The sequence below is a fragment of the Qipengyuania proteolytica genome (genome assembly GCF_019711565.1).
In the GTDB taxonomy this organism is placed as follows: domain Bacteria; phylum Pseudomonadota; class Alphaproteobacteria; order Sphingomonadales; family Sphingomonadaceae; genus Qipengyuania; species Qipengyuania proteolytica.
The window spans coordinates 229,663-254,617 of the sequence record NZ_JAIGNN010000001.1; the positions used below are offsets into that span (position 1 = coordinate 229,663).

Annotated in this window: 30 protein-coding genes; 21 read left to right on the forward strand and 9 right to left on the reverse strand. The window is 67.5% G+C overall.

Annotation, left to right across the window (positions count from 1 at the left end):
• Positions 1-3: 3 nt before the first annotated feature.
• Entirely contained in the window at positions 4-849 is an 846-nt protein-coding gene (locus K3172_RS01035; RefSeq protein WP_221586629.1) for a sterol desaturase family protein, read from the reverse strand.
• Positions 850-908: 59 nt separating this feature from the next.
• On the opposite strand from K3172_RS01035, the gene K3172_RS01040 reads away from it, so the two are divergent.
• On the forward strand, positions 909-1,595 hold the full coding sequence (locus K3172_RS01040) for a Crp/Fnr family transcriptional regulator (protein WP_221586630.1): 687 nt from the start codon (positions 909-911) through the stop codon (positions 1,593-1,595).
• A 1-nt stretch (position 1,596) separates the two neighbouring features.
• Here K3172_RS01040 and K3172_RS01045 read toward each other — a convergent pair whose 3' ends face one another.
• Complete coding sequence (locus tag K3172_RS01045; RefSeq protein WP_221586631.1) at positions 1,597-2,253, reverse strand: YqaA family protein; 657 nt, start codon at positions 2,251-2,253, stop codon at positions 1,597-1,599.
• 225 nt (positions 2,254-2,478) lie between these two features.
• Between K3172_RS01045 and K3172_RS01050 the strand changes: the two genes are divergently transcribed.
• Both K3172_RS01050 and K3172_RS01055 read left to right on the forward strand, forming a co-directional pair.
• The gene (locus K3172_RS01050; RefSeq protein ID WP_247717890.1) at positions 2,479-3,096 is read left to right on the forward strand and encodes a hypothetical protein; all 618 of its coding nucleotides are present in this window, start codon (positions 2,479-2,481) and stop codon (positions 3,094-3,096) included.
• Positions 3,093-4,427 carry a DNA-packaging protein gene (locus K3172_RS01055; RefSeq protein WP_247717891.1) on the forward strand — a complete coding sequence of 445 codons (1,335 nt, stop codon included), beginning with the start codon at positions 3,093-3,095 and terminating at the stop codon, positions 4,425-4,427. The genes K3172_RS01050 and K3172_RS01055 overlap by 4 nt, the downstream gene beginning before the upstream one ends.
• A 3-nt stretch (positions 4,428-4,430) precedes the next feature.
• Here K3172_RS01055 and K3172_RS01060 read toward each other — a convergent pair whose 3' ends face one another.
• On the reverse strand, positions 4,431-4,688 hold the full coding sequence (locus K3172_RS01060; protein ID WP_221586632.1) for a hypothetical protein: 258 nt from the start codon (positions 4,686-4,688) through the stop codon (positions 4,431-4,433).
• 110 nt (positions 4,689-4,798) lie between these two features.
• Here K3172_RS01060 and K3172_RS01065 point away from each other — a divergent pair, with 110 nt between their 5' ends.
• The 18 genes from K3172_RS01065 (at position 4,799) to K3172_RS01150 (ending at position 18,882) form a co-directional block, all read left to right on the forward strand.
• Positions 4,799-5,953, forward strand: coding sequence for a phage portal protein (locus tag K3172_RS01065; protein WP_221586633.1), 1,155 nt, complete (start codon positions 4,799-4,801; stop codon positions 5,951-5,953).
• Positions 5,950-6,258 carry a DUF6127 family protein gene (locus K3172_RS01070; protein WP_221586634.1) on the forward strand — a complete coding sequence of 103 codons (309 nt, stop codon included), beginning with the start codon at positions 5,950-5,952 and terminating at the stop codon, positions 6,256-6,258. Before K3172_RS01065 ends, K3172_RS01070 begins: the two co-directional genes overlap by 4 nt.
• Before the next feature lie 5 nt (positions 6,259-6,263).
• Positions 6,264-6,653, forward strand: coding sequence for an HK97 family phage prohead protease (locus K3172_RS01075; protein WP_221588906.1), 390 nt, complete (start codon positions 6,264-6,266; stop codon positions 6,651-6,653).
• A 72-nt stretch (positions 6,654-6,725) separates the two neighbouring features.
• Positions 6,726-7,874, forward strand: a complete 1,149-nt coding sequence (locus K3172_RS01080; protein WP_221586635.1) for a phage major capsid protein — start codon at positions 6,726-6,728, stop codon at positions 7,872-7,874.
• Between the two features lie 79 nt (positions 7,875-7,953).
• Positions 7,954-8,490, forward strand: a complete 537-nt coding sequence (locus K3172_RS01085; RefSeq protein ID WP_221586636.1) for a head-tail connector protein — start codon at positions 7,954-7,956, stop codon at positions 8,488-8,490.
• Positions 8,487-8,633 (forward strand): hypothetical protein, encoded by a 147-nt coding sequence (locus tag K3172_RS01090; protein ID WP_221586637.1) that lies wholly within the window; start codon positions 8,487-8,489, stop codon positions 8,631-8,633. The genes K3172_RS01085 and K3172_RS01090 overlap by 4 nt, the downstream gene beginning before the upstream one ends.
• Complete coding sequence (gene gp17 / locus K3172_RS01095) at positions 8,634-9,026, forward strand: tail completion protein gp17 (protein WP_221586638.1); 393 nt, start codon at positions 8,634-8,636, stop codon at positions 9,024-9,026. It abuts the gene before it with no gap.
• A gap of 6 nt (positions 9,027-9,032) precedes the next feature.
• Entirely contained in the window at positions 9,033-9,440 is a 408-nt protein-coding gene (locus K3172_RS01100; RefSeq protein ID WP_221586639.1) for a phage major tail protein, TP901-1 family, read from the forward strand.
• A complete protein-coding gene (locus K3172_RS01105) occupies positions 9,437-9,745 on the forward strand; it encodes a gene transfer agent family protein (RefSeq protein WP_221586640.1) in 309 nt (102 codons plus the stop codon). The genes K3172_RS01100 and K3172_RS01105 overlap by 4 nt, the downstream gene beginning before the upstream one ends.
• Complete coding sequence (locus K3172_RS01110) at positions 9,742-9,936, forward strand: phage tail assembly chaperone (protein ID WP_221586641.1); 195 nt, start codon at positions 9,742-9,744, stop codon at positions 9,934-9,936. Before K3172_RS01105 ends, K3172_RS01110 begins: the two co-directional genes overlap by 4 nt.
• The gene (locus K3172_RS01115; RefSeq protein ID WP_221586642.1) at positions 9,929-10,504 is read left to right on the forward strand and encodes a tail tape measure protein; all 576 of its coding nucleotides are present in this window, start codon (positions 9,929-9,931) and stop codon (positions 10,502-10,504) included. Before K3172_RS01110 ends, K3172_RS01115 begins: the two co-directional genes overlap by 8 nt.
• A 276-nt stretch (positions 10,505-10,780) precedes the next feature.
• A complete protein-coding gene (locus K3172_RS01120) occupies positions 10,781-13,090 on the forward strand; it encodes a DUF2460 domain-containing protein (RefSeq protein WP_221586643.1) in 2,310 nt (769 codons plus the stop codon).
• The gene (locus tag K3172_RS01125; protein ID WP_221586644.1) at positions 13,087-13,902 is read left to right on the forward strand and encodes a DUF2163 domain-containing protein; all 816 of its coding nucleotides are present in this window, start codon (positions 13,087-13,089) and stop codon (positions 13,900-13,902) included. Before K3172_RS01120 ends, K3172_RS01125 begins: the two co-directional genes overlap by 4 nt.
• Positions 13,899-14,294: an NlpC/P60 family protein gene (locus tag K3172_RS01130; RefSeq protein ID WP_221586645.1), complete on the forward strand. Its 396-nt coding sequence runs from the start codon at positions 13,899-13,901 to the stop codon at positions 14,292-14,294. The genes K3172_RS01125 and K3172_RS01130 overlap by 4 nt, the downstream gene beginning before the upstream one ends.
• A gap of 13 nt (positions 14,295-14,307) precedes the next feature.
• A complete protein-coding gene (locus K3172_RS01135) occupies positions 14,308-16,482 on the forward strand; it encodes a phage tail protein (protein ID WP_221586646.1) in 2,175 nt (724 codons plus the stop codon).
• A 12-nt stretch (positions 16,483-16,494) separates the two neighbouring features.
• Positions 16,495-16,947, forward strand: a complete 453-nt coding sequence (locus K3172_RS01140) for a DUF2793 domain-containing protein (protein WP_247717892.1) — start codon at positions 16,495-16,497, stop codon at positions 16,945-16,947.
• 197 nt (positions 16,948-17,144) lie between these two features.
• Positions 17,145-18,257, forward strand: coding sequence for an OmpA family protein (locus K3172_RS01145; RefSeq protein WP_221586647.1), 1,113 nt, complete (start codon positions 17,145-17,147; stop codon positions 18,255-18,257).
• Positions 18,258-18,351: 94 nt separating this feature from the next.
• Positions 18,352-18,882 carry a superoxide dismutase family protein gene (locus K3172_RS01150; protein WP_221586648.1) on the forward strand — a complete coding sequence of 177 codons (531 nt, stop codon included), beginning with the start codon at positions 18,352-18,354 and terminating at the stop codon, positions 18,880-18,882.
• 13 nt (positions 18,883-18,895) lie between these two features.
• Here K3172_RS01150 and K3172_RS01155 read toward each other — a convergent pair whose 3' ends face one another.
• The 6 genes from K3172_RS01155 to K3172_RS01180 form a co-directional block, all read right to left on the reverse strand.
• Entirely contained in the window at positions 18,896-20,506 is a 1,611-nt protein-coding gene (locus K3172_RS01155) for an MFS transporter (protein ID WP_247717893.1), read from the reverse strand.
• Positions 20,507-20,510: 4 nt separating this feature from the next.
• Positions 20,511-21,227, reverse strand: a complete 717-nt coding sequence (gene queC / locus K3172_RS01160) for a 7-cyano-7-deazaguanine synthase QueC (protein ID WP_221586649.1) — start codon at positions 21,225-21,227, stop codon at positions 20,511-20,513.
• Positions 21,228-21,266: 39 nt separating this feature from the next.
• The gene (locus K3172_RS01165) at positions 21,267-21,647 is read right to left on the reverse strand and encodes a DUF3617 domain-containing protein (protein WP_221586650.1); all 381 of its coding nucleotides are present in this window, start codon (positions 21,645-21,647) and stop codon (positions 21,267-21,269) included.
• Between the two features lie 115 nt (positions 21,648-21,762).
• On the reverse strand, positions 21,763-22,668 hold the full coding sequence (hslO, locus tag K3172_RS01170) for an Hsp33 family molecular chaperone HslO (RefSeq protein WP_221586651.1): 906 nt from the start codon (positions 22,666-22,668) through the stop codon (positions 21,763-21,765).
• A gap of 40 nt (positions 22,669-22,708) precedes the next feature.
• A complete protein-coding gene (gene argF, locus K3172_RS01175) occupies positions 22,709-23,638 on the reverse strand; it encodes an ornithine carbamoyltransferase (RefSeq protein ID WP_221586652.1) in 930 nt (309 codons plus the stop codon).
• A gap of 5 nt (positions 23,639-23,643) precedes the next feature.
• A complete protein-coding gene (locus K3172_RS01180) occupies positions 23,644-24,831 on the reverse strand; it encodes an aspartate aminotransferase family protein (RefSeq protein ID WP_221586653.1) in 1,188 nt (395 codons plus the stop codon).
• Positions 24,832-24,955 lie beyond the last annotated feature (124 nt).

A 24,955-nucleotide genomic window follows, 5' to 3' on the forward strand; every position in this document is an offset into this window, starting at 1 on the left:
CCGTCAGGCGACCTTTGCGGTCGTCTCCTCTCCAACCTGGACTTCCGGCGCCTTGTTCTCCGGGAAAATCGGCCACAGCAGCTGCTGGCCGAGCGTCGCCGGAGCAAGGTTCTCAACCCCGTAGCTTTGCGGATAGGTGCGCGTGATCTTCGCAGTGCCGAACAGCACGTCCCAGAAGAACAGCAGGTTCCCGTAATTGCCCTTGTAGTGGACTGCCGGATCGTCGGCATGGCGGCCATGGTGCGCGTGATGCGTCGCCGGCGTCGAGATCGTGCGTTCGATCACCCACATGACCGGCGAGAGCCACTTGATCGCGTACAGCGGCTTGTCCCAGGCAACGTCCGAATGCGCGCCGGTGATCACCAGCAGCTTCACCACGATATAGCCCGCATAGACCCAGCCGAGGCCGAGCCAGATCAGCACGCCCGACATCCACAGGCTCGGCATCATCGCGTAGTAGATGATGTTGTTCCGGTAGACGAGGCGGACGCTCATGTACCGCGCATTATGGTGCGCGCGGTGGAGGTTGTAGAGCCACGGGGTCGAGTGGCTCGCGCGGTGCCACCAGTACTGGAGCATGTCGTCGAGCACCAGGAACAGCGCAATCGCGGCGAAGACGTTCAGTCCGGCAAGCGCCCCGGCGTATTGCGGCGCCACCATGTTGGCGAGCGCACCCGCCGCGAGTAGCACCGTCGGCTGGGTCACGGCGAGGAGCACGGTCATGCTGATCGCCTCCACGATACCGTCGTCCCGCGTCTGCTCCGCCTTGCCGAACAGGTTCGAGCGCCACAGCTCCAGCGCGGCATATCCGAAGTAGATCGCGATGATGGCAAGGGTCGAAGTCGGCACGGTCACTCTCTCCCGAGATACTTGTCGATCCGGGGTCTAGCGTTTACCCCGATGAAAGAATGTCAAATTCTATACATTCCCTCCCGACTCGGCGATCGCTGGGTACGCCGATGCTGTTCGAGGCGCTCGACCCGGCGTTGCGCGTCCACCTGCTGCGCGGCGCCCGGCTGCGCGAATTCGGCGACGGGCAGATCATCCAGCAACGCGGCACGGCGGCCGACGGGTTCTGGCTGATCGAAGAAGGCGCCGTCATGGTTGGCCAGTTCCTGCCCGAGGGCGAGTTCCGCGCGGTGGCACTGCTGGGCCCGGGCGACAGCTATGGCGAGCTGGCGGTATTCTCGGGTCGGCCGCGCATCGTCGATGCCGTGTCGCGCGGGCCGAGCCGGGTGCGCTTCATCGCCGCACGGCCCTTCCTTGACGCGCTGGGAAATTACCCCGCCTCGACCCGCGCGCTGCTCGGCGCGCTGTCGGAGCAATTGCAGGACACACTCGGCCAGCTTGCCGGCCTGCGCCGCGGGACCAGCGCCGCGCGCCTTGCCGGCATCCTCGCCAACATGGCCGATACCGCACCGGGCATGGCGGAGGTGCGCATCACGCAGCAAGAGCTTGCCGAGTTGCTCGGCGTCACCCGCGCCACCGCCAATGCCGCGCTGCGCGATCTGGAGAAGCGGCGGCTCGTGAAGCGCGGCTACGGCAGCATCGCGATCCCCGACGTGCCGCGCCTGACGCTGTTCGCGCTGGAGTAGCCTATTCCGCTGCCGGATTGACCGCGGTCACATTCGCGCACGGCCCGCCCGCCTCGTCCTCGCTGCCGCCGAGCTGGGTCAGCACCAGGATCCCGCCGACCACCAGCACCACGAACACCGTGGTCACCGTGCCGAGATACTTGTCGATCACCTGCTTGATCGGCGCGCCGAAGACGCGGAACAGGAAGCCCACGGTCATGAAGATCAGCGCGCGGGCGAACAGGCTGGACAGCACGAAGGTGACGAGGTTCATGCCGACGAAGCCGGCGGTGATCGTCAGCAGCTTGAACGGCACCGGCGTCGCGCCGGCGATCAGGATCGCCTCGAAGTCGTATTCGCGCAAATGGCAGGCGGCGACGGGGAAGGCTTCGCTGAGCCCCAGCGACGAGATCAGCCACACGCCGACCGTATCGTAGAGCCCCCAGCCGATCGCATAGCCGAGCAGCGCGCCCGCGACCGAGGCCAGCGTGGCCACGGTAGCGAACTTCACCGCCTTCTTCGGTTCGGCCAGGCACATCAGGCCCAGCAGCGGGTGCGGCGGGATCGGGAAGAAGCTCGATTCGATGAAGCAGAAGAAGGCCAGCCACCACACCGCATGCGGGTGCGAGGCCTTGTCCAGGGTCCATTCGTACAGACCGCGCAACGGTTTCATGAGCATGATGAGAGGAGATATCCCGGAGTAAACCTACAGCGCGGGATTAGGCGAGCCTCCGCCTGTTGGCAACGCTCTCCGAACGAACCTATTTGGCACTTTGCGATTGACATCGTCACGCTGTTTGGGTACATATCAGGAACATCGCGATAGTGTGATTCGAACGGGCGGCCCGCTGGCGGGACCGCCCGTTGGCGTTTTCGCTATCGGCCAGACCTCGGGAGGGACACGATGACACAGCAAACATCGGGCGATCGCCCCTGGTGGGAGGAGACTTTCATCGAAGGGCTCAAGCAATTCGGCAAGGTGACCGCCGCCGCCGAAGCGGCAGGGATCACCACCAAGGGGCCTTACGACCGCCGGAAGACCTGCGCGTCGTTCCGGCTGGCGTGGGCAGAGGCCCTCGAGATCTTCGCGCTGAGCGGCCGCAAGGCTGCCAACCAGAGCGCCGCCCGGCGCAAGGAGGAGAAGTGGCGGAAGGTCTTCCTCGAAGAACTCGCCGCGACTTCGAATGTGAGCGCTTCGGCAGCCATAGCGAAGGTCAAGCCAGGAGAGGTCTATCGCACCCGCCGCGCGGACCGCAATTTTGCCGCCCAGTGGCGCGCCGCCCTGTTCGAAGGCTATGCCAACCTCGAGATGGAGGTGCTGGGCTATCTGCGCGATCCTGCCCCCGAACGAAAGATGGACGTGGCGGTGGCGCTGCGCCTGCTCGCCGCGCACAAGGAAACGGTCGCGAAAGAGGGCGCGCAGCGGGCCAACGTCAGCGCCGCGCAGGTCCGCGAAACGATCGAACGCAAGGTGGAGGAACTCCGCAAGAAGGTCGCGGGCCGGGACATCCCTCCGGCATGAGCACGCCCCTGTCGCGGCCCGGTGTCTGGGCCCGCCTCACCCCGGCAGAGCGCGAAGCCTTCGTGCACAGCCTGACGCAGGAAGAGCTCGACGCCTTCATGGTCGACTTCCGCAATTATGCGCATGAAGGCCAGCTGCCGTCGGACAATGGCTGGTTCCTCTGGCTGATCATGGCGGGTCGCGGCTTCGGCAAGACCCGTGCGGGCGCGGAATGGGTTCGTTTCACGGCGGAAAAGCTGCCCGATGCGCGCATTGCGCTGGTCGCGGCCAATCTCGGCGAGGGGCGCGCGGTGATGGTCGAAGGCGAAAGCGGCATCCTGGCGTGCTGCCCGGCGGGAAACAGGCCCGATTTCGAACCGTCGCTGCGCCGCCTGACGTGGCCCAATGGGGCACAGGCGACACTCTATTCCGCGGCCGAGCCGGAGAGCCTGCGCGGTCCGCAACACAGCCATGCCTGGTGCGACGAGATCGCCAAATGGCCTGGCAGCAACGAACGGGCTGCGCGTGCCTGGGACAATCTCATGATGGGCCTGCGCCTCGGCGAGGATCCGCGCATCATGGCGACCACCACGCCGCGTGCGGTCCCGCTGATGCGCCGCCTGCTCGATCCCGAGCAGACGCAGGGTCTGGAGCTGACCCGCGGCACCACGCGCGACAATGCCGCCAACCTGCCGGCCAAATTCCTCGCCGCGATGGATGCGCATTATGGGGAGACCGCGCTGGGCCGGCAGGAGCTCGAGGGCGAGCTGCTGCAGGATATCGAAGGCGCGCTCTGGTCGCGCTCGCTGCTCGAGCGGTGCCGCGACGACGCCTTCGGCGACCCGCCGCTGCGCGTGGTGATCGGCGTCGATCCGCCCGCGAGCAGCGGGGGCGACGAATGCGGCATCGTGGTCTGCGGCCTGGGCGCGAGCGGGATCGGGCAGGTGCTGGCCGATTGCTCGGTCGCGAAGGCCTCGCCCGAACGCTGGGCGCGCGCCGTGGCCGAAGCGGCGAGCGCGTGGAATGCCGACCGCGTGGTGGCAGAGGCGAACCAGGGCGGCCAGATGGTCGGCAGCGTCTTGCGCGCCGCCGACTTCGCCCTGCCGCTGACACTGGTCCACGCCAGCCGCGGCAAGGTCGCCCGCGCCGAACCGATCGCCGCGCTCTACGAAAGCGGAAAGGTGCGGCACGCAGGGCTATTCGCGGCGCTGGAGGACCAGCTGTGCGGCCTGATGACCGGTGGCGGCTACGAAGGCCCGGGGCGCTCGCCCGACCGGGCGGACGCGTTAGTCTGGGCGCTGAGCGAACTGATGCTGGGCAAGCGAGGGCAGCCGCGGGTGCAGGTGATATGAAGCCTAGAGCCTGCCCCGCAGCGCATCGAACACCTTGCGCACGAGGGCGGAGGGCCGGGATCCCGCCAGGCCGGCTTCGTTGCGCTTCAGCTGGTTCGCCCGGTGTTCGTGCCGGACGGCGATTTCGCGCAGCCGGCGGGCCACGTCGGCGTCGGCATGGCCCGATGCCATCTTGCGGGCCTGCCGCGCCAGCTGGCGATAATAGATCGCATCGCGCGGGGCGCCATCCTCCTCGGGAGTTGAGGGCGGTCGCTCACGCATAAGTCTGTCACTCCGAATCGTGTCGGCCTCGGTCGGCCGGCGCATGACGTAACAGCTTCGAACAACACGAGGCCACCGGAAATCCGGCACTACCCCTTCGGGAGAATTCCATGTCCTTGCTCACCAGTATCGCCTCCGCCTTCAAGGGCGGCGGCCAATCGCGCGCGCCTGTTTCGCGCGGGTTCGTCTCGCCCTGGGCGACCGCCTTCGATGGCGGCTCCGGGCGTGCGCCGTTCGATTACCGGACCGCGGTCGAAGAGGCCTATCTCGCCAACCCGATCGCGCAACGCTCCGTCCGGATCGTGGCCGAAGGGGTCGGCGGCGCGCCCATCGCATGCGCGGACGCGCGGCTGGCGAAACTGATCGCCTGTTCCTGCGGGTCGCAGCCGCTGCTCGAGGCATTGGCGGCGCAGCTGGTGCTGCACGGCAATGCTTTCGTCCAGATCGTCAAGGACGGGGCAGGCGCACCCGTGGAGCTCTACCCCCTGCGGCCCGAGCGGGTGCAGGTCGTGGCGGGCGAGGATGGGTGGCCTGCCGCCTATCGCCATGTCCTTGCGGACCGCACGCTCACACTTCCGATGGAGGATGCAGACGGGTGGCCCAACGTGATCCACCTCAAGGGCTTCCATCCGGCGGACGACCATTACGGCGCGGGCTGTCTTGCCGCCGCTGCGCCCGCCGTGGCGATCCACAATGCGGCGTCGGAATGGAACCGCGCGCTGCTCGCCAATGCGGCGCGGCCCTCGGGCGCGCTGGTCTATGACGGCGGCGACGCGGCGGGGCTAACGAGCGAGCAGTTCGACCGGCTCAAGGCCGAATTGCAGAGCGCCTTTCAGGGTGGCGGCAATGCGGGCCGTCCGATGCTGCTCGAGGGCGGGCTCGACTGGAAGGCGATGAGCCTCTCGCCCGCCGACATGGATTTTGCGACCTTGAAGGCTGCAGCGGCGCGCGACATCGCGCTCGCCTTCGGGGTGCCGCCGATGCTGCTCGGCCTGCCGGGCGACAACACCTACGCCAATTACCGCGAGGCGAGCCGCGCGCTGTGGCGCCTCACCCTGCTGCCGCTGGCGGGCAAGATCCTAACCGGCCTTCAGGCCGGGATGAGCGACTGGTTCGCGTCGGCACCGACCATCGACCTCGACCGCGTCCCCGCGCTCGCGGAGGACCGCGAGACGCTGTGGACGCAGGTAAGCGCAGCCGATTTCCTCACCCCCGAAGAAAAGCGCGCGATGCTGGGCATTGCGCCGCAGGAGACAAGCCGATGACCAGGGAAGACATGCTCGCCCGCCTGATCGCGCAGGCCGCGACCGAAGGGGGCGAGCTGATCACGCTGCGCGCCATCGTGGAGGAGGCGAGCGAGCTTGGCGCGAACCGCGTGCTCGACCGGCTCGGCCTCGCCGATCCTTCGGCGCAGGACGATATCGACGAGCTGCGCGAGCTGCTTTCGGCCTGGCGCGATGCCAAGGCCAGCGCCTGGAAGGCGGCGATCGACTGGCTGGTGCGCGGCGCGCTCGCGCTGCTGCTGGTGGGGATCGCAGTGCGGCTCGGCGTCGGGGAGATGCTCTCGTGAGGCGCCTGCGCATCGCCGGCTACGCCGCGCTGTTCGACGTGGCCGACGGCGCGCGCGACACGATCCGGCCCGGGGCCTTCACGCGCACCCTCGCAGAACGCAGGGGCCCCTACCCGCTCTACTGGCAGCATCGGCCCGACCAGCGCATCGGCTGGGTCGAAACCGCCGGCGAGGACGCAAGCGGCCTGCGCATTATCGCGCAGATCGACAACCCCGATGGCCGCGCCGCCAAGCTGCTGCGTGACCGCGCCGTGAGCGGCCTCAGCTTCGGCTACCGCGCTCGGGCCTATCGCCACACCGAGGCTGGTCGTGAGCTGGCCGACATCGAGCTGTTCGAGGTCAGCGTCGTCACGCACCCGCTGCAACGGAATGCGCGGATCCACCTCACGACCTGAGACCGACCGAAGCCCGTTCCCCTCGCCGCCTTCCGGGCGGCTTTTTTGTGCCCTGAAGAAAGAGGACCTTCCATGGATAATGCTACCCCTACTACCGACGCCGCCGAAGCGAGCTTCGACATCGTCGCCCGCCAGGACAAGACCGAGGCTGAAGTCGCAGCCCTGCGCAGTGACGTCGACGAGGTGAAGGCCCGCGTCGACAAGATCGCCCAAGCCGCAACCCGCGCTGCCCGCCCGGTTATCGGCGGTACCGATGACGCCGCCCCCGAAGTGAAGGGCTTCGTCGACGGCTATTTGCGCCGCGGCTCCACGGTCGAGCTCAAGTCGATCAGCGGCGCGGTGCCCTCCGATGGCGGCTACGCCGTGCCGCGCCAGATCGACGCGATGATCGCCCGCGAGCTGACCGAAATCAGCCCGATCCGCGCCATCGCGCAGGTCGTGCAGACTGGCAGCGCGGGCTATCGCAAGCTCGTCACCACCGGCGGCACCGCCTCGGGCTGGGTCAGCGAGGTTGCGGGTCGCCCGGCCACCGCCACGCCGAACTTCGCCGAAATCGCCCCGCCGACCGGCGAGCTCTACGCCAATCCCGCCGCCAGCCAGGCGATGCTCGACGATGCGGGCTTCGATCTCGAAAGCTGGCTCGCCAGCGAGATCGCGATGGAATTCGCCCGGGCCGAAGGCGCAGCCTTCGTCGGCGGTAGCGGCACCAACCAGCCCAAGGGCTTCCTGTCGGCACCCAAGGGCACGGCCGAAGACGGCACGCGGGCCTTCGGGACCTTGCAGTACGTCGGCTCCGGCAATGCCGACGGCTTCGACGCCAACCCCGATGCGAAGCTGATCGACCTCGTCCACACGCTGAAGGCCGGCCATCGCCAGGGCGCCAGCTTCGTGATGAATTCCGCAACGTTGGCCGAGGTGCGCAAGCTCAAGACCGCCGACGGGGCCTTCCTGTGGCAACCGGGCCTGGTCGAGGGCCAGCCCGACCGCCTGCTCGGCTACCCGGTGGTCGAGGCCGAGGATATGCCCGACATCGCGGCCGGCAAGTTCCCGATCGCCTTCGGCAACTTCCGCCACGGCTACCTGATTGCCGAACGCAGCGCCACGCAGGTGCTGCGCGATCCCTTCACCAACAAGCCCTTCGTCCACTTCTACGCCACCAAGCGCGTGGGCGGGCAGGTGCTCGACAGCAACGCGATCAAGCTCCTGAAGATCGAGCTTTAATTGCTTGTAGGCGGGGTCTGCCCCCTTGGCCCCGCCTGCATTCCCCTCTTCCCTTCCCCGAACACAGGAGAACCGCGCCATGCGGCAACTCGTGACGCAAGCGAGCTTTACCGCCGAGCCGCTGGCCGAGCTCAAGACCTGGCTCGCGATCAGCGGCACGCGCGACGATGCGGTGCTGCTCGACCTGCTCGCCGCAGCGACCCTCGTCTGCGAAAGCTTCACCGGCCTCGTGCCGCTGAAATCGACCGTGACCGAAACCCTGCCCGCGACGGGCGAATGGCAGGCGCTTCACACGCGCCCCTTCGTCGGGCCGGGCATCGCCGAGGGCATCGCCGCGGACGGCACGCGCCGCATGCTCGATCCCGCCGATTACGCGGTCGAGCTCTGCAGCGACGGTGGCCGCTTCCGGCTCACCGCCAGCATTCCCGTACCGCAAGTGGCAGTGACGTTCGACCTCGGGCTCGCCGAAGACTGGGCCGCGCTCGATTCGGGGCTGCGTCACGGCATCGTGCGCTGCGCCGCGCACCAGTATCGCGAGCGCGATCGGGGCGGCGATACCGCTCTCCCCGCCGCTGTCGCGGCCTTGTGGCGGCCCTGGCGCCGGCTGCGCCTGTGAGTTTTGCCGACCTCGCGCGCCAGCTGACTGCGCGCGCCGCCACCATCGCCGAGGCGCGCACTGCGCTCGCCCGGCGCACCGATCCGCAGCGCTGGCGCGATGCGCGCCTGCTGTGGCCCGATTTCACCCGCAGGAGGGGATAGATGGAAAGCGCTTTCCGCAGCGTGCTGGCCGAGTGGCTGCGCGCCGACACCGCCCTTTCCGGCATGGTCAATGCGATCGAGGAAGAGGGGCCGGTCGCGGCCAGCCCGCCTTCGCTCAGCATCGTCGCCAGTGCGGCCGCCGACCGCAGCCACAAGACCGGCGCAGGCCGCGAGGTCCGCCTCGCGCTCGAGCTCATCGACCGCAGCGACCAGCCTTCCGCCACCGCGGCCATTGCCGACCGGATCGAGCAGCGCATCGCCACGCTCGGCCCGGCGCAGCACGGCTTCCGCGTCGTCGCCACTCAGTTCCTGCGCAGCCGCGTCGAGCGCCGCGAACGCGCGATGCGCGCGGTGCTGCTCGAATACCGCTTCATCCTGATTGCAACGGAGTAACCGACCATGACAGCCCAGAAAGGCGCCGCCTTCCTCCTCAAGATCGGCGATGGAGGCGCGCCGCAGACCTACGAGACCGTCGCCGGTCTCCGCACCACGCAGATGTCGATCAACGGCGACACCGTCGTCGTGACCAGCAAGGCCAGCGGCGGCTGGCGCGAACTTCTGTCGGGTGCGGGAACGCGCTCGGTCTCGGTTTCGGCCAGCGGCATCTTCCTCGGTTCCGATGCCGAGGACCGCGTGCGCGCCAATGCCCTGGCCGGAACACTCGATGCCTATGAACTCTCGTTCGAGGACGGCGCGAAGATGCGCGGCAGTTTCCTCGTGCAGCGGCTCGACTATGCCGGGGATTTCAACGGCGAACGGACCTATGCGCTGCAGCTCGAAAGCTCGGGCGAAGTGGTGCCGGCATGACCGCGAACAGTCCACGCGGCGAAGCGTCGCTCGTCATCGACGGTCGCACGCACCTGCTGCGCCCGACCTTCGACGCGCTGGTGCGGGCCGAGGAAGACCTCGGCCCGCTGTTCGCGCTGGTCGAGCGTGCTGGCGAGGGCAAGCTCCGCCTCGCCGAAATCGCGACGCTGTTCTGGCACTGCCTCGCCCAGCGCGAGGCGCTGACCCGCGAGCAGGTGGGCCAGGCGGTGCTCGACCACGGTCTCGCCGCCAGCGCGAAACCGCTGCGCGCGCTGCTCGGCGAAATCCTCAAGGGATCGGGATGAGCGAGCGGTTCGCGGACACGGCGCTGCGCTGTGCGGGCCTCGCCGCGCAGGTGCTGCGCTGGCCGCCGGACACGTTCTGGAATGCCACGCCCTCGGAGCTCCTCGCCAGTATCGCGCCGCCCGCGAGCGCCGACACCCCGCCCTCGCGCGACGAGATCGCCCGCATGATCGAAAGGGACACGAATGACTGACGACATCGACGAACTGGTCGTCTCGGTGCGCGCCGATACGCAGGCCTTTGCCGCCGACATGCAGCAGATGCGCGGGAGTTTCGACGGTACGCTGCTCGAAGGGTTCGAGAAGGCTGGTACCGTTCTCGAACGCGGGTTGCTGAGCGCCATCCGCAAGGGCAGCCTCGGCTTCGACGACCTCAAGCGCATCGCCACCTCCGTGCTCGACCAGATCGCCGCGCAGGCGCTGCAAATGGGCCTCGACGCGCTGCTGGGTGGCAAGGACGGATCGGGCGGCGGCATGGGAGGGCTATTCAACGGGGCGCTGGGTGCGCTGTTCGGCCTGCCCGGCCGCGCGACCGGCGGGATCGTCGCGCCGGACAAGCCGTACCTCGTCGGTGAGCGTGGCCCCGAGCTTTTCGTGCCCACCAGCGCCGGCCGGGTCGAGGCGAACGGCGCAGGCGCTGCCCGCAAGGACGTCCGCGTCGCGATCAACCTCTCCGCCCCACGTGGCACCAGCGCCCCCGTCGCCATGCAGCGCAGCTCGCGCCAGGTGGCCGCGGCAGTCCGCCGCGCGTTATCTTCTTAGCCTCAAGCGCCGGCGGGCCCGTCCGGGCCCTTAGGCTATCCTCACTCCCTGCGGTGGCTGAGGGCGCGCAGTCGCGCTTGCCTCGCATCCGCTCGTACTCTGGGAGTGGCAAGGTAGGCGGTGGAACCGGGCCGAAGGAGGCCCGGCGAAGCGAAGCTGAACTGCCAAAGGCTGTTCAACGCCGACCGGCCGCCCGCAGGGGCCCGAAGCGTAGCGAAGGAATAGCCCCGAGGACGAACCCGCGGAGGCGGGTTCGAAACACAAAGGAACTCACTCATGGCATTCTGGCTCGCCCGCGAACGGCGCGGACAGCACAGCGACTGGATCCAGCGCTTCGATCCGCGCTTCTGGACGGTCAACTTCCCGCGCCCGATGATGGCGAGCGTCGTCACGACCTCGCACGATGCGCTGCGGGTGGATTGCGAGTTCCTGCAGGACGGCAATCTGGCAGGGCTGATCTGGGACAGCGAAGACACGCTCGACCACCCCCTGCTCGCCTACACCACGCAGCGCGACTATGCGCACTGTTCGCTCGCGTTTCGCTGGAAGTCCTCCGGTATCGTCGCGCTCGACCGGCCGCACGGGCCGACGCTGACGATCGAGGGCCGCGATTCGAGCGGGGCGCAGCGCAGCTGGTACGTGCGCCTGTGGAACTATGCCACCGGCAGCCCGACCGATGCGCGGATCGTGCTGCCGTTCTCCGACCTGCGGGACGGCTACGCGCCCGGCGGTGCGCCGGTCCATCCCTCGGCCATCGACCGCATGTTCATTTCGCTCGCGCCGCAGGGCTATGTCGAAGGCGGCAGCACCGCTTTCGCCAGCCGCGTCACCGCCTGGGCCGAGATGAGCGAGATCCGCTGCGAGGGCGAGCGCGCCATGCTGTCCATCGGCGACGTGATGGTGCCGCCACATGGCGAGTGCATCGCCACCGCCTATGACGACAGCTACAACCAGACGCCCGCACGCCTGCTGCGCAGCGTCGCCGCCCTCGGCTACCGCGGCGAGATCGTCCATTATGTCGGGATGAGCCATTATTACCGGCTCTGGAAATTCGGCTCGGGCTTCCATGCGGCTTATAACGGCGCGCTGTGCCAGCCGGCGATTGCCTGGCACGCGGCCTATTTCGCCGAGGCCCGTGCGCGAGGCTTTGCGCCCATCGCCTCGCTCTCCTACGAATTGCTGGCGCAGAACTGCCCGGCGTGGATGCACCAGAAGGCGCATGACGGCACCCAGGCACTGACCGGCTGGGTGCCGCCCTCGACCTTGCTGTCGCCGACCAGTGCCGATGCCAATGCCTTCCTGCAGGCGGTTGCGCGCAATTTCGTCGACCTGCTCGAAGGCGCCGGTTGCGCGGTCAAGTTCCAGATCGGGGAGCCGTGGTGGTGGGTCCAGCCGCAGACGGGCGCGCCGTGCATCTACGATTCCAGCGCAAAACAGGCATTCGGCAGCAGCGCCCCGGCGATCGCGGACATGCGCGCGCCGATGAACGATACGCAGCGCGCCCTGCTCGACCAGGCGGGGGCAGCGCTCGCGCAATCGACCGCCGCGCTCGCGAACGCCGTCCGCGCCGCCGCAACGGGCCCTGCGGAACTGCGCCTGCTGGTGTTCACGCCGACGATCTTCGATCCGGCTACGCCCGAAATGCCGCGGCTCAACATGCCGACCGGGTGGGCCGCGCCGGCGTTCGACCGGTTGCAGGTGGAGGATTACGACTGGCTCACCGCCGGGCGCGATGGTGCGCGCAAGTCCGCCTACGCCCTGGTCGAAGAGCGGCTCGGCTACGAGCCTGACGCCACCGACTATTTCTCCGGCTTCGTGCTCGACGGAGCGGACGCCGACACGCTCTGGCCGCGGATCGACGCGGCGCTCGACGAGGCGCGCAGGCGCGGGATCGCCCGCCGCTTCGTCTGGGCGCTGCCGCAGGTCGCGCGCGACGGATACACCCGCCTGCCCCCGATGGAGGATGATGTGCAACCCTTCGACGATGTACCCTACCCGCTCGCGCTCGGTCGCGATGCGGCGGTCAGCCCCGAATTCTCGACCACGGTCGCGGTTACCGCTTCGGGCCACGAACGCCGCAATGCGCTGTGGAGCAATGCCCGCATGCGCTACGATGTCGGCCCCGGCATCCGCTCGGAGGACGAGCTCGGCACGCTCCTCGCCTTCTTCCGCGCCCGCCACGGCCCGGCCCGCGGCTTCCGCTTCCGCGATCCCTACGACAACAGCTCGAACGGCATGACCGGCGTACCCGGTCCGGCAGACCAGCTGATCGGCAAGGGCGATGGCGGCACCACGCGCTTCCGCCTCGCCAAGACCTATCACGAGCAGGTGCGCGCGATCAGTCGGCCCGATGTTGCGACGATTCGCGTGAGCGTTAACGGCATCGAGACGGGCGCTTGGACCTATGACGAGGGCGGCTGGATCGTCCTCGACGAGGCGCCGGTCGCGGGCAGTGAAATCCGCGCGGGCTTCCTGTTCGACGTCCCCGTCCGCTTCGCCGAGGACCGCCTCGACGTGAGCGGTTTCGCCTTCGCAGCGGGCGAGGCCCCGTCCGTCCCGCTGATCGAAATCCGCGAGGACGCATGAGCCGGGTCTTCTTCGCCACCTCGCTCGATACCGCAGCGGCCTGGTGGCGCGTCTATCGCGCCGACGGGATCGCGCTGGGCTTCACCACGCATGACCGCGACCTGTGGTTCGGCGGCCTGCTCCACCGCGCCGCCCCCGGCATGCTGCCGAGCGCCATCCGCCGCACCGCCGGTTTCGAGGACGACGAGAGCGAGGTCGAAGGCGCGCTCACCCATTCGGCGATCCGAGCCGAGGACCTGGCGAGCGGCCTCTACGACGAAGCGCGCGTCGAGAGCGGCATCGTCGACTGGCAGACGCTCGAGAGCGCCGCTCTCTACAGCGGGATGATCGGTACCGTCTCACAGGAAGCCGGCGGTTTCGGCGCGCAGCTGCGGTCGGCCAAGGCGCTGCTCGAGACCGACCCCGTGCCCCTCTCCAGCCCGACCTGCCGCGCCCGGTTCTGCGGGCAAGGCTGCGCGCTCAGCCCGGCCGCGTTCGAGACGATCGCAACCGTCACCGGAGGGGATGCCGCGCGCAACCTCGTGACGCTCGACCTGGCCGACCACGGCCCCTACGCGCTCGGCGAAGCGCGCTTCATGGAAGGTCCGCTGTGCGGCCTTGCCATGCATGTGCTCGCGGCCTCGGCAGAAGGGCTGGTGCTGGATCGCCCGGTCGACCCCGACACCGCGACCGGCCTCCAGGTGCGCGTGCGGCAGGGCTGCGACAAGATGATCGCAACCTGCGCGACGCGCTTTGGCAATGCCGCCAATTTCCGCGGCGAACCCTTCCTGCCGGGCAACGACCTGCTCGCCCAATATCCGATGCCGCGATGACCTTAGCCGATGCTGCCGAGACGCTGGTCGGCACGCCTTTCCGCCTCCACGGTCGCTCGCCGGTGCACGGCGTCGACTGTGTCGGCCTGGTCGCTTGCGCGCTCACGCTTTGCGGGCGCGAGCCACGGCCGCCAAGCGGCTACCAGCTGCGGAACTGCGACATCGCCGCGCACCTCGATTTCGCACACCGCAACGGCTTCGAGCCGGTGGCGGGGCGAACCGTCAGGGGCGACTTGTTGCTGGTCACGCCCGGTCCGGCCCAACACCACCTGCTGGTGTCGCTGGGCACAAGCGATTTCATCCACGCCCACGCGGGCCTCAGGCGAGTGGTCCGCACAATCGGCACGCCGCAGTGGCCGATCCTGAACCACTGGCGCCTGGCGCCGAACTGACGGGAAACTGACAATGGCAACGCTTATCCTCGGCGGCCTCGGCGCAATGGCCGGCGGCCCCTTCGGCGGCGCGATCGGCGCGCTCGTCGGTCGCCAGCTCGACGGCGCAATTCTCGGCACGCCGAAGCGAGACGGGCCGCGACTGAAGGAACTTGCGGTTTCCACCTCCAGCTACGGACAACCGATCGGCCGGCAGTTCGGACGGGTCCGCGCCGCCGGAACCGTGATCTGGGCTACTGACCTCAAGGAAACGAGCGAGACCAGCGGCGGCAAGGGCAAGCCCAAGACCACCGAGTATGCGTACAGCGTATCTTTCGCCGTCGCGCTGTCCAGCCGCCCGATCGACTCCGTCGGCCGGATCTGGGCCGACGGCAACCTGCTGCGTGGCGCTTCCGGCGAGCTCAAGAGCGGTGGCACCCTGCGGGTCTATCGCGGCCATGCGAACCAGCCGCTCGATCCCTTGTTGGCCGCCGCGCTGGGCCGCGAATGCCCGGCGCACCGGGGCTGCGCCTATGTCGTCTTCGAGGACCTGCAGCTCGCGGATTTCGGCAATCGCATCCCTGCGCTCAGCTTCGAAATCTTCGCCGGTCCCGGTGCGGCCCTCGTCGACGGACTGATCGAAGACCTGCCCGACGCGACGGGGTTCGGAAATCTCGCCGGGATCGAGGGCTTCACGCATGAAGGCGGCACGCACGCGCAGGTGTTGGCGCTGATCGACCGCCTCGAACCCATCGATCCGATCGTTTCCGGCAAAACGCTGGGCCTGGAGCGGTCGCGGTCCAGCGTCGCACCCGTTGCCGACCTGCCGGACCCCGCCGTCTGGTCGGATGGCGATTTCGGGCGCGAGGATGGTGTGGCCCGCGCGCGACGCCCGCAGGGCGCGCGCGCGCTGTCGGCGCTGCGCTATTACGATCCGGCGCGCGATTACCAACCCGGCCTCCAGCGGGCCGATACCGGTGGCGAAACGATGGAGTTCCCCGGCGTCGTGACTGCCGGGGCAGCGCGATCCCTGCTTCACGACGCAGCCGCCCGCGAACGGATCGCACAGGAGACGGTGTCCTGGCGCATGGCCGAACTCGACCCCGCACTGCAGCCGGGGCGAAAGGTCCGCGTACCGGGACTTGCCGGCCAGTGGAAAGTCGCGAGTTGGGAGTGGCGCGAAGGCGGGATCGAGCTGCAGCTCGTCCGCAATCTCGAACTGGCTCCTCCGGCGATACCGGCGTCGCCGGGCGGCGGCTGGCTCCCGCACGATCGCGATCCGCAACCAACCCGCTTGCGCGCGTTCGAATTGCCTTGGGACGGGTCGGGTTCGCCCGGTGCGGTTCACGCCTATGTTGCCGCCAGTGCCCCGGCGGGTCCGTGGTCCGGTGCCGCGCTCTATGCAGCGCAGGACGGCGGGCTGCTTCCGATCGGCGACGTCGGGAGTGCGGCGGCCATCGGCGGCGCTCTGAGCGCCCCCTTGCCGGGCGGACAATCCTTCCGCTTCTCTGCCGCTGCGGACCTTCACCTGTCGCTCGACAATGCCGATGCCGAGCTTCACGGTGCGACACCCGAAGCGATTGCGCGGGGATCCAACCGGCTGCTCGTCGGCAGGGAAATTCTTCAGTTCGCCACAGCGGAGCCGCAAGGGCAGGGCCTCTGGCGCCTCTCCGGGCTGCTGCGCGGCCGCGCCGGCACGGAGGATGCCGCACTGGCCGGGCACGCGGCGGGAACTGCCGTTACCCTGCTTGATGCGCGGCTCACAGATCTTGCCGACGCGCAGCTCGCCCAGGCCGACGAAGGGATGCTGGCGGCTATCGGCATAGGCGATCGAGACCCGGCCTATGCCGTTCTCGAGAACGTCGGTGCCAGCCGGAGGCCGCCGTTTCCGTGCCACGCGCGCTGCATGATCGCGGCCGACGGTTCGCTTGTTCTGTCATGGACCCGCCGCGCACGGGGCGGCTGGGCCTGGCTCGACGATGTCGAACAGCCGCTGGTCGAGCAAACCGAGACCTACGAACTCGGCGTTGGCCCCTTGGCGACGCCGATACTGGTGCGAACCGTCGGCGAGAACCGGGCGGTGCTCGACGCTGCGACCGTCGCCTCGCTCGCCGCAACCGAACGCGCGGCCGCCATCTGGGTGCGCCAGCGCGGCACCTATGCCAGATCCAAGGCCCTCTTGCTGGGCACGCTTCCCTCACCGAGCTGACCGGAGACACCCATGTCCGATCCCATTACCTTCGCTTCGACGTCGCCGCGCCTGGCCTTTCCCTATCTCGTCGCAGGGCAGGCGCAGAAGGAAGTCTTCGTCAACGAGAGCCTGACGCGACTCGACGCTCTCCTGCATCCCGTCATTTCGGGCTCCGCATCGATGCCGCCGGCCAATCCGGCCGCGGGCGAATGCTGGATCATCGAAGGCGCGGCGACCGGCGCCTGGGCCGGTAAAGAGGAATGGCTCGCAACCTGGGACGATGCCGAATGGAGCTTCGCCAGCCCCGTCGCCGGGATGAAGGCTTGGGACGCAACGAATGCCTCGTATCGAATTTACAATGGTGGCTGGCAGATGGCCAAGTCGGTGGCCGAACCAGCCGGAGGGGCCACGGTCGACAGTGAGGCGCGATCGACGATTATCGCCCTCCTCGATGCCCTTCGCGGGATCGGGCTAATTTCCTGATTCTGGCCCGGAACCCAATCCAATTCCCGGCGTTGGGCGCCATCGAGGGGCGACATCTTCTCACATTGGCAATGCTGCAGTTCGTAAGAGCGGCATAATTGCAACAGTTGGCGGGGAATGCCCGCTTGCCTCTTATGGGGTGTAAAGTTAGATATATTCCACTCGGTGGCTCTTATTCGCAAAAAGGGGAAACTATAATGCGGAAACTCGTCATAGGCATGGCGATGGCCTCTACGGCCCTTGCATCGCCGACCCTCGCCAAGGACGACACGTGGTATGTCGGTCTCGGCGGTGGTCCGATGATCGTCCAGGATGCCGACTTCGATCGTACCGACGGTACGGCTGAAGACGTTCTTTCGATCGACTACAAGCCCGGCTACGACTTCGGTGGCGTCGTCGGTTACGACTTCGGCCCGTTCCGCGCAGAAGCGGAAGTCAGCTATCGCGAAGCTGATGTCGATTTCGTCACGCCCGGCAGCCTCGGCCTGCTGGCCAGCAATGGCAACACCCTCGGCGCCGGCGTGTACCCGACCAGCGGTTCGACCAGCATGCTCTCGTTCATGCTGAACGGCCTTGTCGACTTCGGTCCCGATGACGGCCTTCAGGGCTTCGTCGGTGGCGGTGTCGGCGTCGCCCGCACCAGCGTCGACGTTTCGGGCAACGGCGTTACCGCGCTCGACGATTCGGACAGCGGCCTCGCATGGCAGGCTCTCGCCGGCGTTCGCGCTCCGCTGACCGACAACTGGGACGTTGGCCTGAAGTATCGCTTCTTCAACGCGACCGGCGTCGGCCTCGTCGACCTGGCCGGCAACACCCTGGACGAAACGGTTCGCAGCCACTCGATCCTCGGTACGCTGACCTACAACTTCGGCTCGGCTCCGCCGCCGCCGCCTCCGCCGCCGCCGCCGCCGCCGCCGCCTCCCCCGCCGCCTCCGCCCCCGCCGCCGCCGGCGCCGGTCTGCGAGACGGGTCCGTACATCGTCTTCTTCAACTGGGACGAATCGGACATCACTCCGGAAGCAGCGACGATTCTCGACAACGCGGTTTCGGCATACGCCAACTGCGGCACGGCCTCGGTCATGCTCGCTGGCCACACCGACACCTCGGGTTCGACCACCTACAACATGGGTCTGGCCGAACGTCGTAACTCGTCGGTTCGCAGCTACCTGACCAGCCGCGGCATCCCCGACGGCCGGATCAGCAGCGAAGCCTTCGGCGAAAGCCAGCTCCGCGTACCGACCGCCGACGGCGTTCGCGAACTGCAGAACCGTCGTGTGGAAGTTACCTACGGTCCGGGTTCGGGCATGTAAGGTTCGCTTCCAAGGCGAAAAAGAACGAGGGGCCGGAGCAATCCGGCCCCTTTTTCGTTGGGCCAGGGAGACATCACCCTACGGGAGCCTTCCTATGACCCTTCGCGCCGCCGCCGTTTCGCTTTCAGCCCTTTGCCTCGTCGCCGCATGCACCACGATCGATGACCTGCCGGAAGAGCGGGTCGGTGCCGCAACCCTGCGCACGGCTTCGGGCCTCCCGGCGGGCACAGCACAGCTCCTGCGCAACGGCGACACGATATCGGTCGCAATCGCAGCGGTCGGCCTCACACCCGGGGAGCATGGTTTCCACCTGCACACCACCGGCAACTGCACGGCGCCAGACTTCACCAGCGCCGGCGGGCACCTCAATCCCGGCAACCGGACCCATGGCTCGCTCTCGCCCGGGGGCAAGCACCTGGGCGATCTTCCCAATCTGGTCGTCGGTGCCAACCGGACTGCGTCGACCCAAGTGGACCTTACGGGCTCGGCCACCGATATCCTTGCGGACATTTTCGATGCGGACGGCACGGCAATCGTCATCCATGCCGGCCCCGACGACTATGCCAGCGATCCTGCTGGCGACGCAGGCGCGAGGGTCGCCTGCGGGGTCGTGGAGGCGGCCTGACGCAGGCCCCGATCTAGCCGATCTCTTCCCCTGCCGCGCGCGCGCGTTCGAGAACGCTCGCGCTTGCTTCCGGCACGAGTTTGAGCGCGAGGAGTAGCAGGACGAAGCCGAACGGCGCCGCCACGAGCGTCGAGAGCATGCCGGTGCTGAGCCCACCCTCGCTCACCGCCGAAACATAGCCGGCGAGGAACGGTCCGATACCGAGCCCGATCAGGGTGGTTGCGAGGAAAAAGATGGCGGTCGCCATGCCACGCATTCGCGGCAGGACGAGCGCCTGGCTGCTCGCTGCCGCGGCACCAAGCGACGAGGCCGACGTCATCTGGGCGATGAAGCTCCCGATGTAGAACACCAGCAGGCTGTCGGTCGTATAGGCGACGATGATCGGCGGGATCGACGCGACAAGTCCGAACAGGATCACCATGACCCTGCCATTGGCGACGCGCTCGAGCAGATAGTCTGCCATCCGCCCGCCGAGGATCACGCCCATGAAGCCGGCGAGGGCCGCGGGCATGCCGAGGAACCAGCCGAGGTCGGTCTTGTCCGCCCCGAGGACCCGTTCCGCATAGGGCGCGCCCCAATAGGACGCGGCGTAGGCCATGAAGGAAACCGTGCCGTATCCGAGGATCACGGTGAGGAATGCCGGCGAGCCCCAGGTCAGCTTGAAAGTCGGCAGATCGCGCGACCTGAGCGCGACCGCCCAGCTGAACACGGCGTAGTAACCGACCCCGAGGAACAGCCATTGGTCGGCAATGCCCGGCAGGATCGACGAGGTGGCGCCTGCAGTGAGGCGCGACAGGCCGACAGCCAGACCCGCGAACACAGCGGCACCGGTGAGGTTCACCAGCAGACCAGCCGCACCGCGCCGTGCTGCGCCGATGAGCGTGAACGGCGGGATGACCTCGACCAGCTCCTCGAAGAAACCCTTGAAGGGGCGCGGGTTCTCCGGTGTCACGAGACCGTCGATCGCCCCGCGGATCGGCTCCTTGAGCGTCAGCACCCACAGAGCGAGGATCAGGCCGGGGATACCGACCGACAGGAACGCGGCCTGCCAGCCGACCAATCCGAAAGGCCCGCCGTCGGGATAGGCCTGATTCCAGTTCTCGACCACCAGTGCGCCGATCCAGATCGAGATGCCGCCGCCGATGTAGAGACCCGAGGAATAGATCGCCAACGCCGTCGCCCTGAGGCGCGCGGGAAACCAGTCCGAAATCAGCGAGTATGCCGAGGGGCTGGCGGTCGCCTCACCCACGCCCACGCCGATCCGCGCCGCAGTCAGCGCGGTGGCGTTCTTGGCGAAACCCGATAGCGCCGTCATCGCCGACCACAGCGTGAGGCCCACCGCCATGAGTCGGACGCGCTTCCAGCTATCGGCCAGCTTGCCGAGCGGAATGCCGAACAGGGCATAAAACACCGCAAAGGCCGTCCCGTAGAGGAAGCCGAGGTAATCGTCCTCGACCCCAAGGTCAGCCTTGATATCGTTGGCGAGGATCGAGAGGATCTGCCGGTCGATGAAGTTCAGGATGTAGATCAGGACGAGGACGCCGAGCGCGTACCAGCTGTACGCAGGCACCTTGTCTTTCGCAGCGGTGGCCCCTGTTTCCGTCGTCGCGGTCGTATCCGTCAAAATCCTACTCCGTCAGCGAGGGTGCTCCCTCTGCATAGAGGGTCGTATCGACAAGCCCGGCTTCGTCAAACCCCTTTCGCCGCAAACGACAGGAATCGCAGGCTCCGCACGCCGTCCCCTCGGGCGTCGGATCGTAGCACGACCAGCTCCACGCCGGGTCCAGGCCGAGCCGATGACACTCGCGGGCGATGTCCGCCTTTGACATGTGCTGGAGCGGGGCGTGGATCGTGAAGGGCTCCCCCTCCACACCCTGCTTCGTGCCTAGGCGCGCGGTCTCGGCGAAGCTGGCGATGAATTCCGGCCGGCAGTCGGGATAGCCCGAATAGTCCAGCGCATTCACCCCGATGTAGATGTCGCGCGAAGCGGAAGTCTCGGCGAAGGCGGTCGTCAACGCCAGAAACACCAGATTGCGCGCGGGGACATAAGTGACCGGGATGTCATCGCCGACCCCGGTCTTGGGAACGTCGATATCGTCGGTGAGCGCAGAGCCGCCAAAGCGCCGCAGGTCGAGGGGAAGCTCGACATGGCGTTCCACCCCGAGTTTCGCGGCGATGGCCTTTGCCGATTGCAGCTCGCGCACGTGGCGCTGGCCATAGTCGATGGTCAGCGCATGGAGCGTGTGACCCCGTTCGCGCGCGATCGCGGCGGTGACCATGGAATCGAGTCCCCCCGAAAGGAGGATCACGGCCGGTCCCGCAGGCGGTTTTTCAGTCGATACCATGGCCCGATCCGCTAGGCCGGATCGCGCGACGCGACAAGATCAGTTGCAGGCGCCCGTGCGCCGACCTTCGGCGGAGAACTGGAACGGCTTGCCATCGGCAATGCCCTGCGTATCGATCTGGACGAGCGCACCTGTTTCCTTGCGGATGCTGGTGCGGCCATAGCCGTTGCCGCGGCAGGTATATTGCACGGTGACTTCGCTGCTGCCGTCCTCGACGACGAAGCGGTTACAGCCGCTGTCGGTGTGGCGGAGCTGGATCAGCTCGCGGCCGGTCTTCACGCACACCTTCTTGGTGCCGCTACCGTCGCGATAGCGCACTTCCCAGCCGCCTTTGTCGAGCGTGTCGAGCATGGCCAGCGAAGCCTGCGCGAGCGCCGGCACCGCCAGCACCATGAACGGTGCAGCCGCGAGAGCCAGCATTCGAGTGTTCTTCAGCATTTCCAACCTTTCGCCTGCCGTTCGGTCAAGACGCGCCCGTGATTCGTCCCTAATACACCATATCAGCGCTTAACCGTTGTATAACATCGACAGACGGTTAATCGGCGATGGCGAACTGCTTCGAGCAGAATGCGCAGTCGACCAGAATGATCCCTTCGTCATTGCGCATTTCGCGGCGGTCTTCGGAGGGAAAGCGCGCCAGAACCTGTTCGTAGTGCTCGATAGAGCAGCGGCAACCGCGCGCGATGGTTTCGCCGCGCTGGATGCGGACCTCCTCCTCCTCGTGGAACAGCCGCCAGACAAGTGCATCGAGCGACAGCTCGGGATCGAGCAATTCGTCGTGCCGGATCGATCCGGCAAGCACGGCGATGTGCTCCCACTCGGGATGATCGAGCCTGGCATGCAGGCGCTCCCTGCCCTCCTCGCCGTCGGGCAGGTGCTGCACCAGCAGGCCCGCCGCAACACAGGTGTCGCCGTCGCTCCGCACCGCACAGCGGATCAGGGTCGGCACCTGTTCGGACTGGAAGAAATAGTTCTCGCAGGCCTGCGCCAGGCTGTCGCCCTCCAGTGGGACAATGCCCTGATAGCGGCCCTTGCCACCCGCCATGTCGAACGTAATCGCGAGATAGCCCTTGCCGAACAGCGCGAAGAGCGACGGGTTGGCGCCCAGTTCGGCCAGCTTCGCCTCGTCGAAATCGACATAGCCGCGCAGCTCGCCGCCCTTGAAGTCGCAGACCAGCAGCTTGACGGCGCCCGCTTCGGTCTGCGCCTGCATGGTCACCTGCGAACCGTCGTCCTTGAGCAGGCCGCCCATGAGGCTCGCCAGCACGAGCGCCTCCGCCAGCAGGTGCGTGATGGGCGCCGGATAGGCGTGTGCCGACAGGATCTCGTCGAGGGTCGAATCGAGGCGCACCATGCGCCCGCGGACATTGCGCGAGGGGATGGTGAAGCCGAGCAGCTGTCCGGCGTAGGTCTCTTCCGGTTTCTGGGGTGTCTGGTCCATCGCGGCCATATGGGGGCGGCGCGCCGGATTAACAGGGGCGTCAGAGCTTGCCGAAGCACCACAGCAGGATGGATTTCTGCGCGTGGATGCGGTTTTCCGCCTCGTCGAACACGATCGACTGATCGCTTTCGAAAACCTCCGCGCTCACCTCGTCGCCGATGTGGGCAGGGAGGCAATGCAGGAAGCGCGCATCGGGCTTTGCGCGCGCCATCAGCTTCGCGTCGACCCGGAACGGCGCCATCGCCGCGAGCTTGTTGTGGACGTGCTCCTGCCCCATCGAGACCCAGGTGTCGGTCACGACGATATCGGCACCGGCCGCAGCTTCGGCGGCATCCTGCGTCAGCGTAACCTGCGCGCCATTGGCTCGCGCCATCGCGACGAATTCGGGGTCGGGCTCGTAGCCCTGCGGCGTCCCCACCCGGACGTTGAACTTGAAGATGCCAGCCGCCTCGAGGATCGAGTGCAGCACATTGTTGCCGTCGCCCAGCCAGGCAACCTCAAGGCCGGGCAGCGCCTTGCCGTGTTCGACCATGGTCAGCAGGTCGGCGACGATCTGGCAGGGGTGCGAGCGGTCGGTCAGCCCGTTGATGACCGGGACATGCGCGTGGTGCGCCAGTTCCTCGGCCTTGGCGTGATCGTCGGTGCGGATCATGATCGCATCGACCATCCGGCTGAGTACCCGGGCGGTATCGGCGATGCTCTCGCCGCGCCCGAGCTGGCTGGTGCCCGAGTCGAGGATCAGCGAGGTGCCGCCCAGCTGGCGCATGCCGATATCGAAACTGACCCGCGTGCGGGTCGAATTCTTCTCGAAGATCATGCCGAGCACATGGCCGGCAAGCGGCGCGTCGGCGTCGGCCTTGCCCTTGGGCCAGCCGAGCCGCGCCGCCTTGCGGTCCTGCGCATCGGCGAGCATGGCGGCGATCGCATCCCCGCCTGCATCCGACAGATCGAGGAAGTGCTTCGCCGCCATCGCGCTCAGGCCTCCGGGTCGAAGCTCGCCGCGCCGGCGGAGAGCTTTTCGAAGAATTCATCGAACTCGGCCTCGCCTGCTACGAGCGGCGGCAGGACGCGCAGCGTGTTGTCGCCCGCAGCCACGGTCAGAAGCTGGTGATTATCCCGCAGGTGGACGAAGAAGGGTCGGCTCTCGACCTTCATCTTGAGGCCCAGCATCAGGCCCTTGCCGCGCACCAGTTCGAACAGGTCGGGATAATTGCCGATGAACTGTTCCAGCCGGGCGCGCAGGCGTTCGCCCTTTTCGGTCACTTCGGCGAGGAATTCTTCGTTCGCGACCGCATCCATCACGGCCATGCCGGCCGCCATGGCGAGCGGATTGCCGCCATAGGTCGAGCCATGCGTGCCGAAGCCCATGCCGCGCGCCGCCTTCTCGGTTGCGAGGCAGGCGCCGAGCGGGAAGCCGCCGCCGATGCCCTTTGCGGTGGCCATGATGTCGGGCTCGATGCCGTAGTGTTCATAGGCATAGAGCTTGCCGGTGCGCGCGACGCCGCACTGGACCTCGTCGAAGACCAGCATCAGGTCGTTCTCGTCGGCCAGCTGGCGCAGGCCGCGGATGAACGCGTCGCTACCGGGCCGGATACCGCCCTCGCCCTGGATCGGTTCGACCAGGAAGCCCGCGGTCTTGTCGCTCATCAGCGCCTTGGCGCTCTCGAGATTGTCGAACTCCGCATACTGGAACCCGGCCAGCATCGGGTAGAAGCCCTTGTGCATCTTCTCCTGGTTCGAGGCGCTGATCGTCGCCATCGTCCGGCCGTGGAAGGCGTTGGTGAAGGTGATCAGCTCGGTCCGGTTGGCGTCGCCACCTTCGTGCTGGTGATAGGCACGCGCGGTCTTGATCGCGCATTCCACGGCTTCGGCACCCGAGTTGGTGAAGAACACCGTGTCGGCAAAGGTCTTGTCGACCAGCCGCTGCGCCAGCGCCTCGCCCTGCGGGCTGCCGTAGAGGTTGGAGACATGCATCAGCGTCTCGGCCTGCTTCTGGATCGCGCCGATCAGGCCCTTGTGGCTGTGGCCGAGCAGGTTCACCGCGATGCCGCTGGCGAAGTCGAGATAGCGCGTGCCGTCTTCGTCGATCAGATGGCAATGCTCACCCCTGACCGGGCGGACCCCGCAGCGGGGATAGACGGGCATAAGCGGCGTAATCGACATGGGAACTCCGGTTCTGTCTCTCGGGTCAAAGACAAATGGCGGTCCCCGGAAGGAACCGCCATCTGCGTGTTTGTCAGCGATCTATTGCCTTGCGCGTCCCGGGTCAAACCGGATCGCGGAGAGC

Coding starts and splice junctions, on each gene's coding strand:
- K3172_RS01060 (WP_221586632.1), bottom strand. CDS start 4,688: ATGCGTGAGCGACCGCCCTCAACTCCCGAGGAGGATGGCGCCCCGCGC.
- hslO (WP_221586651.1), bottom strand. CDS start 22,668: ATGGACCAGACACCCCAGAAACCGGAAGAGACCTACGCCGGACAGCTG.
- K3172_RS01050 (WP_247717890.1), top strand. CDS start 2,479: ATGACACAGCAAACATCGGGCGATCGCCCCTGGTGGGAGGAGACTTTC.
- K3172_RS01045 (WP_221586631.1), bottom strand. CDS start 2,253: ATGCTCATGAAACCGTTGCGCGGTCTGTACGAATGGACCCTGGACAAG.
- K3172_RS01070 (WP_221586634.1), top strand. CDS start 5,950: ATGACCAGGGAAGACATGCTCGCCCGCCTGATCGCGCAGGCCGCGACC.
- K3172_RS01105 (WP_221586640.1), top strand. CDS start 9,437: ATGACCGCGAACAGTCCACGCGGCGAAGCGTCGCTCGTCATCGACGGT.
- K3172_RS01115 (WP_221586642.1), top strand. CDS start 9,929: ATGACTGACGACATCGACGAACTGGTCGTCTCGGTGCGCGCCGATACG.
- gp17 (WP_221586638.1), top strand. CDS start 8,634: ATGGAAAGCGCTTTCCGCAGCGTGCTGGCCGAGTGGCTGCGCGCCGAC.
- K3172_RS01165 (WP_221586650.1), bottom strand. CDS start 21,647: ATGCTGGCTCTCGCGGCTGCACCGTTCATGGTGCTGGCGGTGCCGGCG.
- K3172_RS01055 (WP_247717891.1), top strand. CDS start 3,093: ATGAGCACGCCCCTGTCGCGGCCCGGTGTCTGGGCCCGCCTCACCCCG.
- K3172_RS01130 (WP_221586645.1), top strand. CDS start 13,899: ATGACCTTAGCCGATGCTGCCGAGACGCTGGTCGGCACGCCTTTCCGC.
- K3172_RS01040 (WP_221586630.1), top strand. CDS start 909: ATGTCAAATTCTATACATTCCCTCCCGACTCGGCGATCGCTGGGTACG.
- K3172_RS01085 (WP_221586636.1), top strand. CDS start 7,954: ATGCGGCAACTCGTGACGCAAGCGAGCTTTACCGCCGAGCCGCTGGCC.
- K3172_RS01150 (WP_221586648.1), top strand. CDS start 18,352: ATGACCCTTCGCGCCGCCGCCGTTTCGCTTTCAGCCCTTTGCCTCGTC.
- K3172_RS01080 (WP_221586635.1), top strand. CDS start 6,726: ATGGATAATGCTACCCCTACTACCGACGCCGCCGAAGCGAGCTTCGAC.
- K3172_RS01065 (WP_221586633.1), top strand. CDS start 4,799: ATGTCCTTGCTCACCAGTATCGCCTCCGCCTTCAAGGGCGGCGGCCAA.
- K3172_RS01125 (WP_221586644.1), top strand. CDS start 13,087: ATGAGCCGGGTCTTCTTCGCCACCTCGCTCGATACCGCAGCGGCCTGG.
- K3172_RS01180 (WP_221586653.1), bottom strand. CDS start 24,831: ATGTCGATTACGCCGCTTATGCCCGTCTATCCCCGCTGCGGGGTCCGC.
- K3172_RS01135 (WP_221586646.1), top strand. CDS start 14,308: ATGGCAACGCTTATCCTCGGCGGCCTCGGCGCAATGGCCGGCGGCCCC.
- K3172_RS01145 (WP_221586647.1), top strand. CDS start 17,145: ATGCGGAAACTCGTCATAGGCATGGCGATGGCCTCTACGGCCCTTGCA.
- queC (WP_221586649.1), bottom strand. CDS start 21,227: ATGGTATCGACTGAAAAACCGCCTGCGGGACCGGCCGTGATCCTCCTT.
- K3172_RS01100 (WP_221586639.1), top strand. CDS start 9,033: ATGACAGCCCAGAAAGGCGCCGCCTTCCTCCTCAAGATCGGCGATGGA.
- argF (WP_221586652.1), bottom strand. CDS start 23,638: ATGGCGGCGAAGCACTTCCTCGATCTGTCGGATGCAGGCGGGGATGCG.
- K3172_RS01110 (WP_221586641.1), top strand. CDS start 9,742: ATGAGCGAGCGGTTCGCGGACACGGCGCTGCGCTGTGCGGGCCTCGCC.
- K3172_RS01140 (WP_247717892.1), top strand. CDS start 16,495: ATGTCCGATCCCATTACCTTCGCTTCGACGTCGCCGCGCCTGGCCTTT.
- K3172_RS01120 (WP_221586643.1), top strand. CDS start 10,781: ATGGCATTCTGGCTCGCCCGCGAACGGCGCGGACAGCACAGCGACTGG.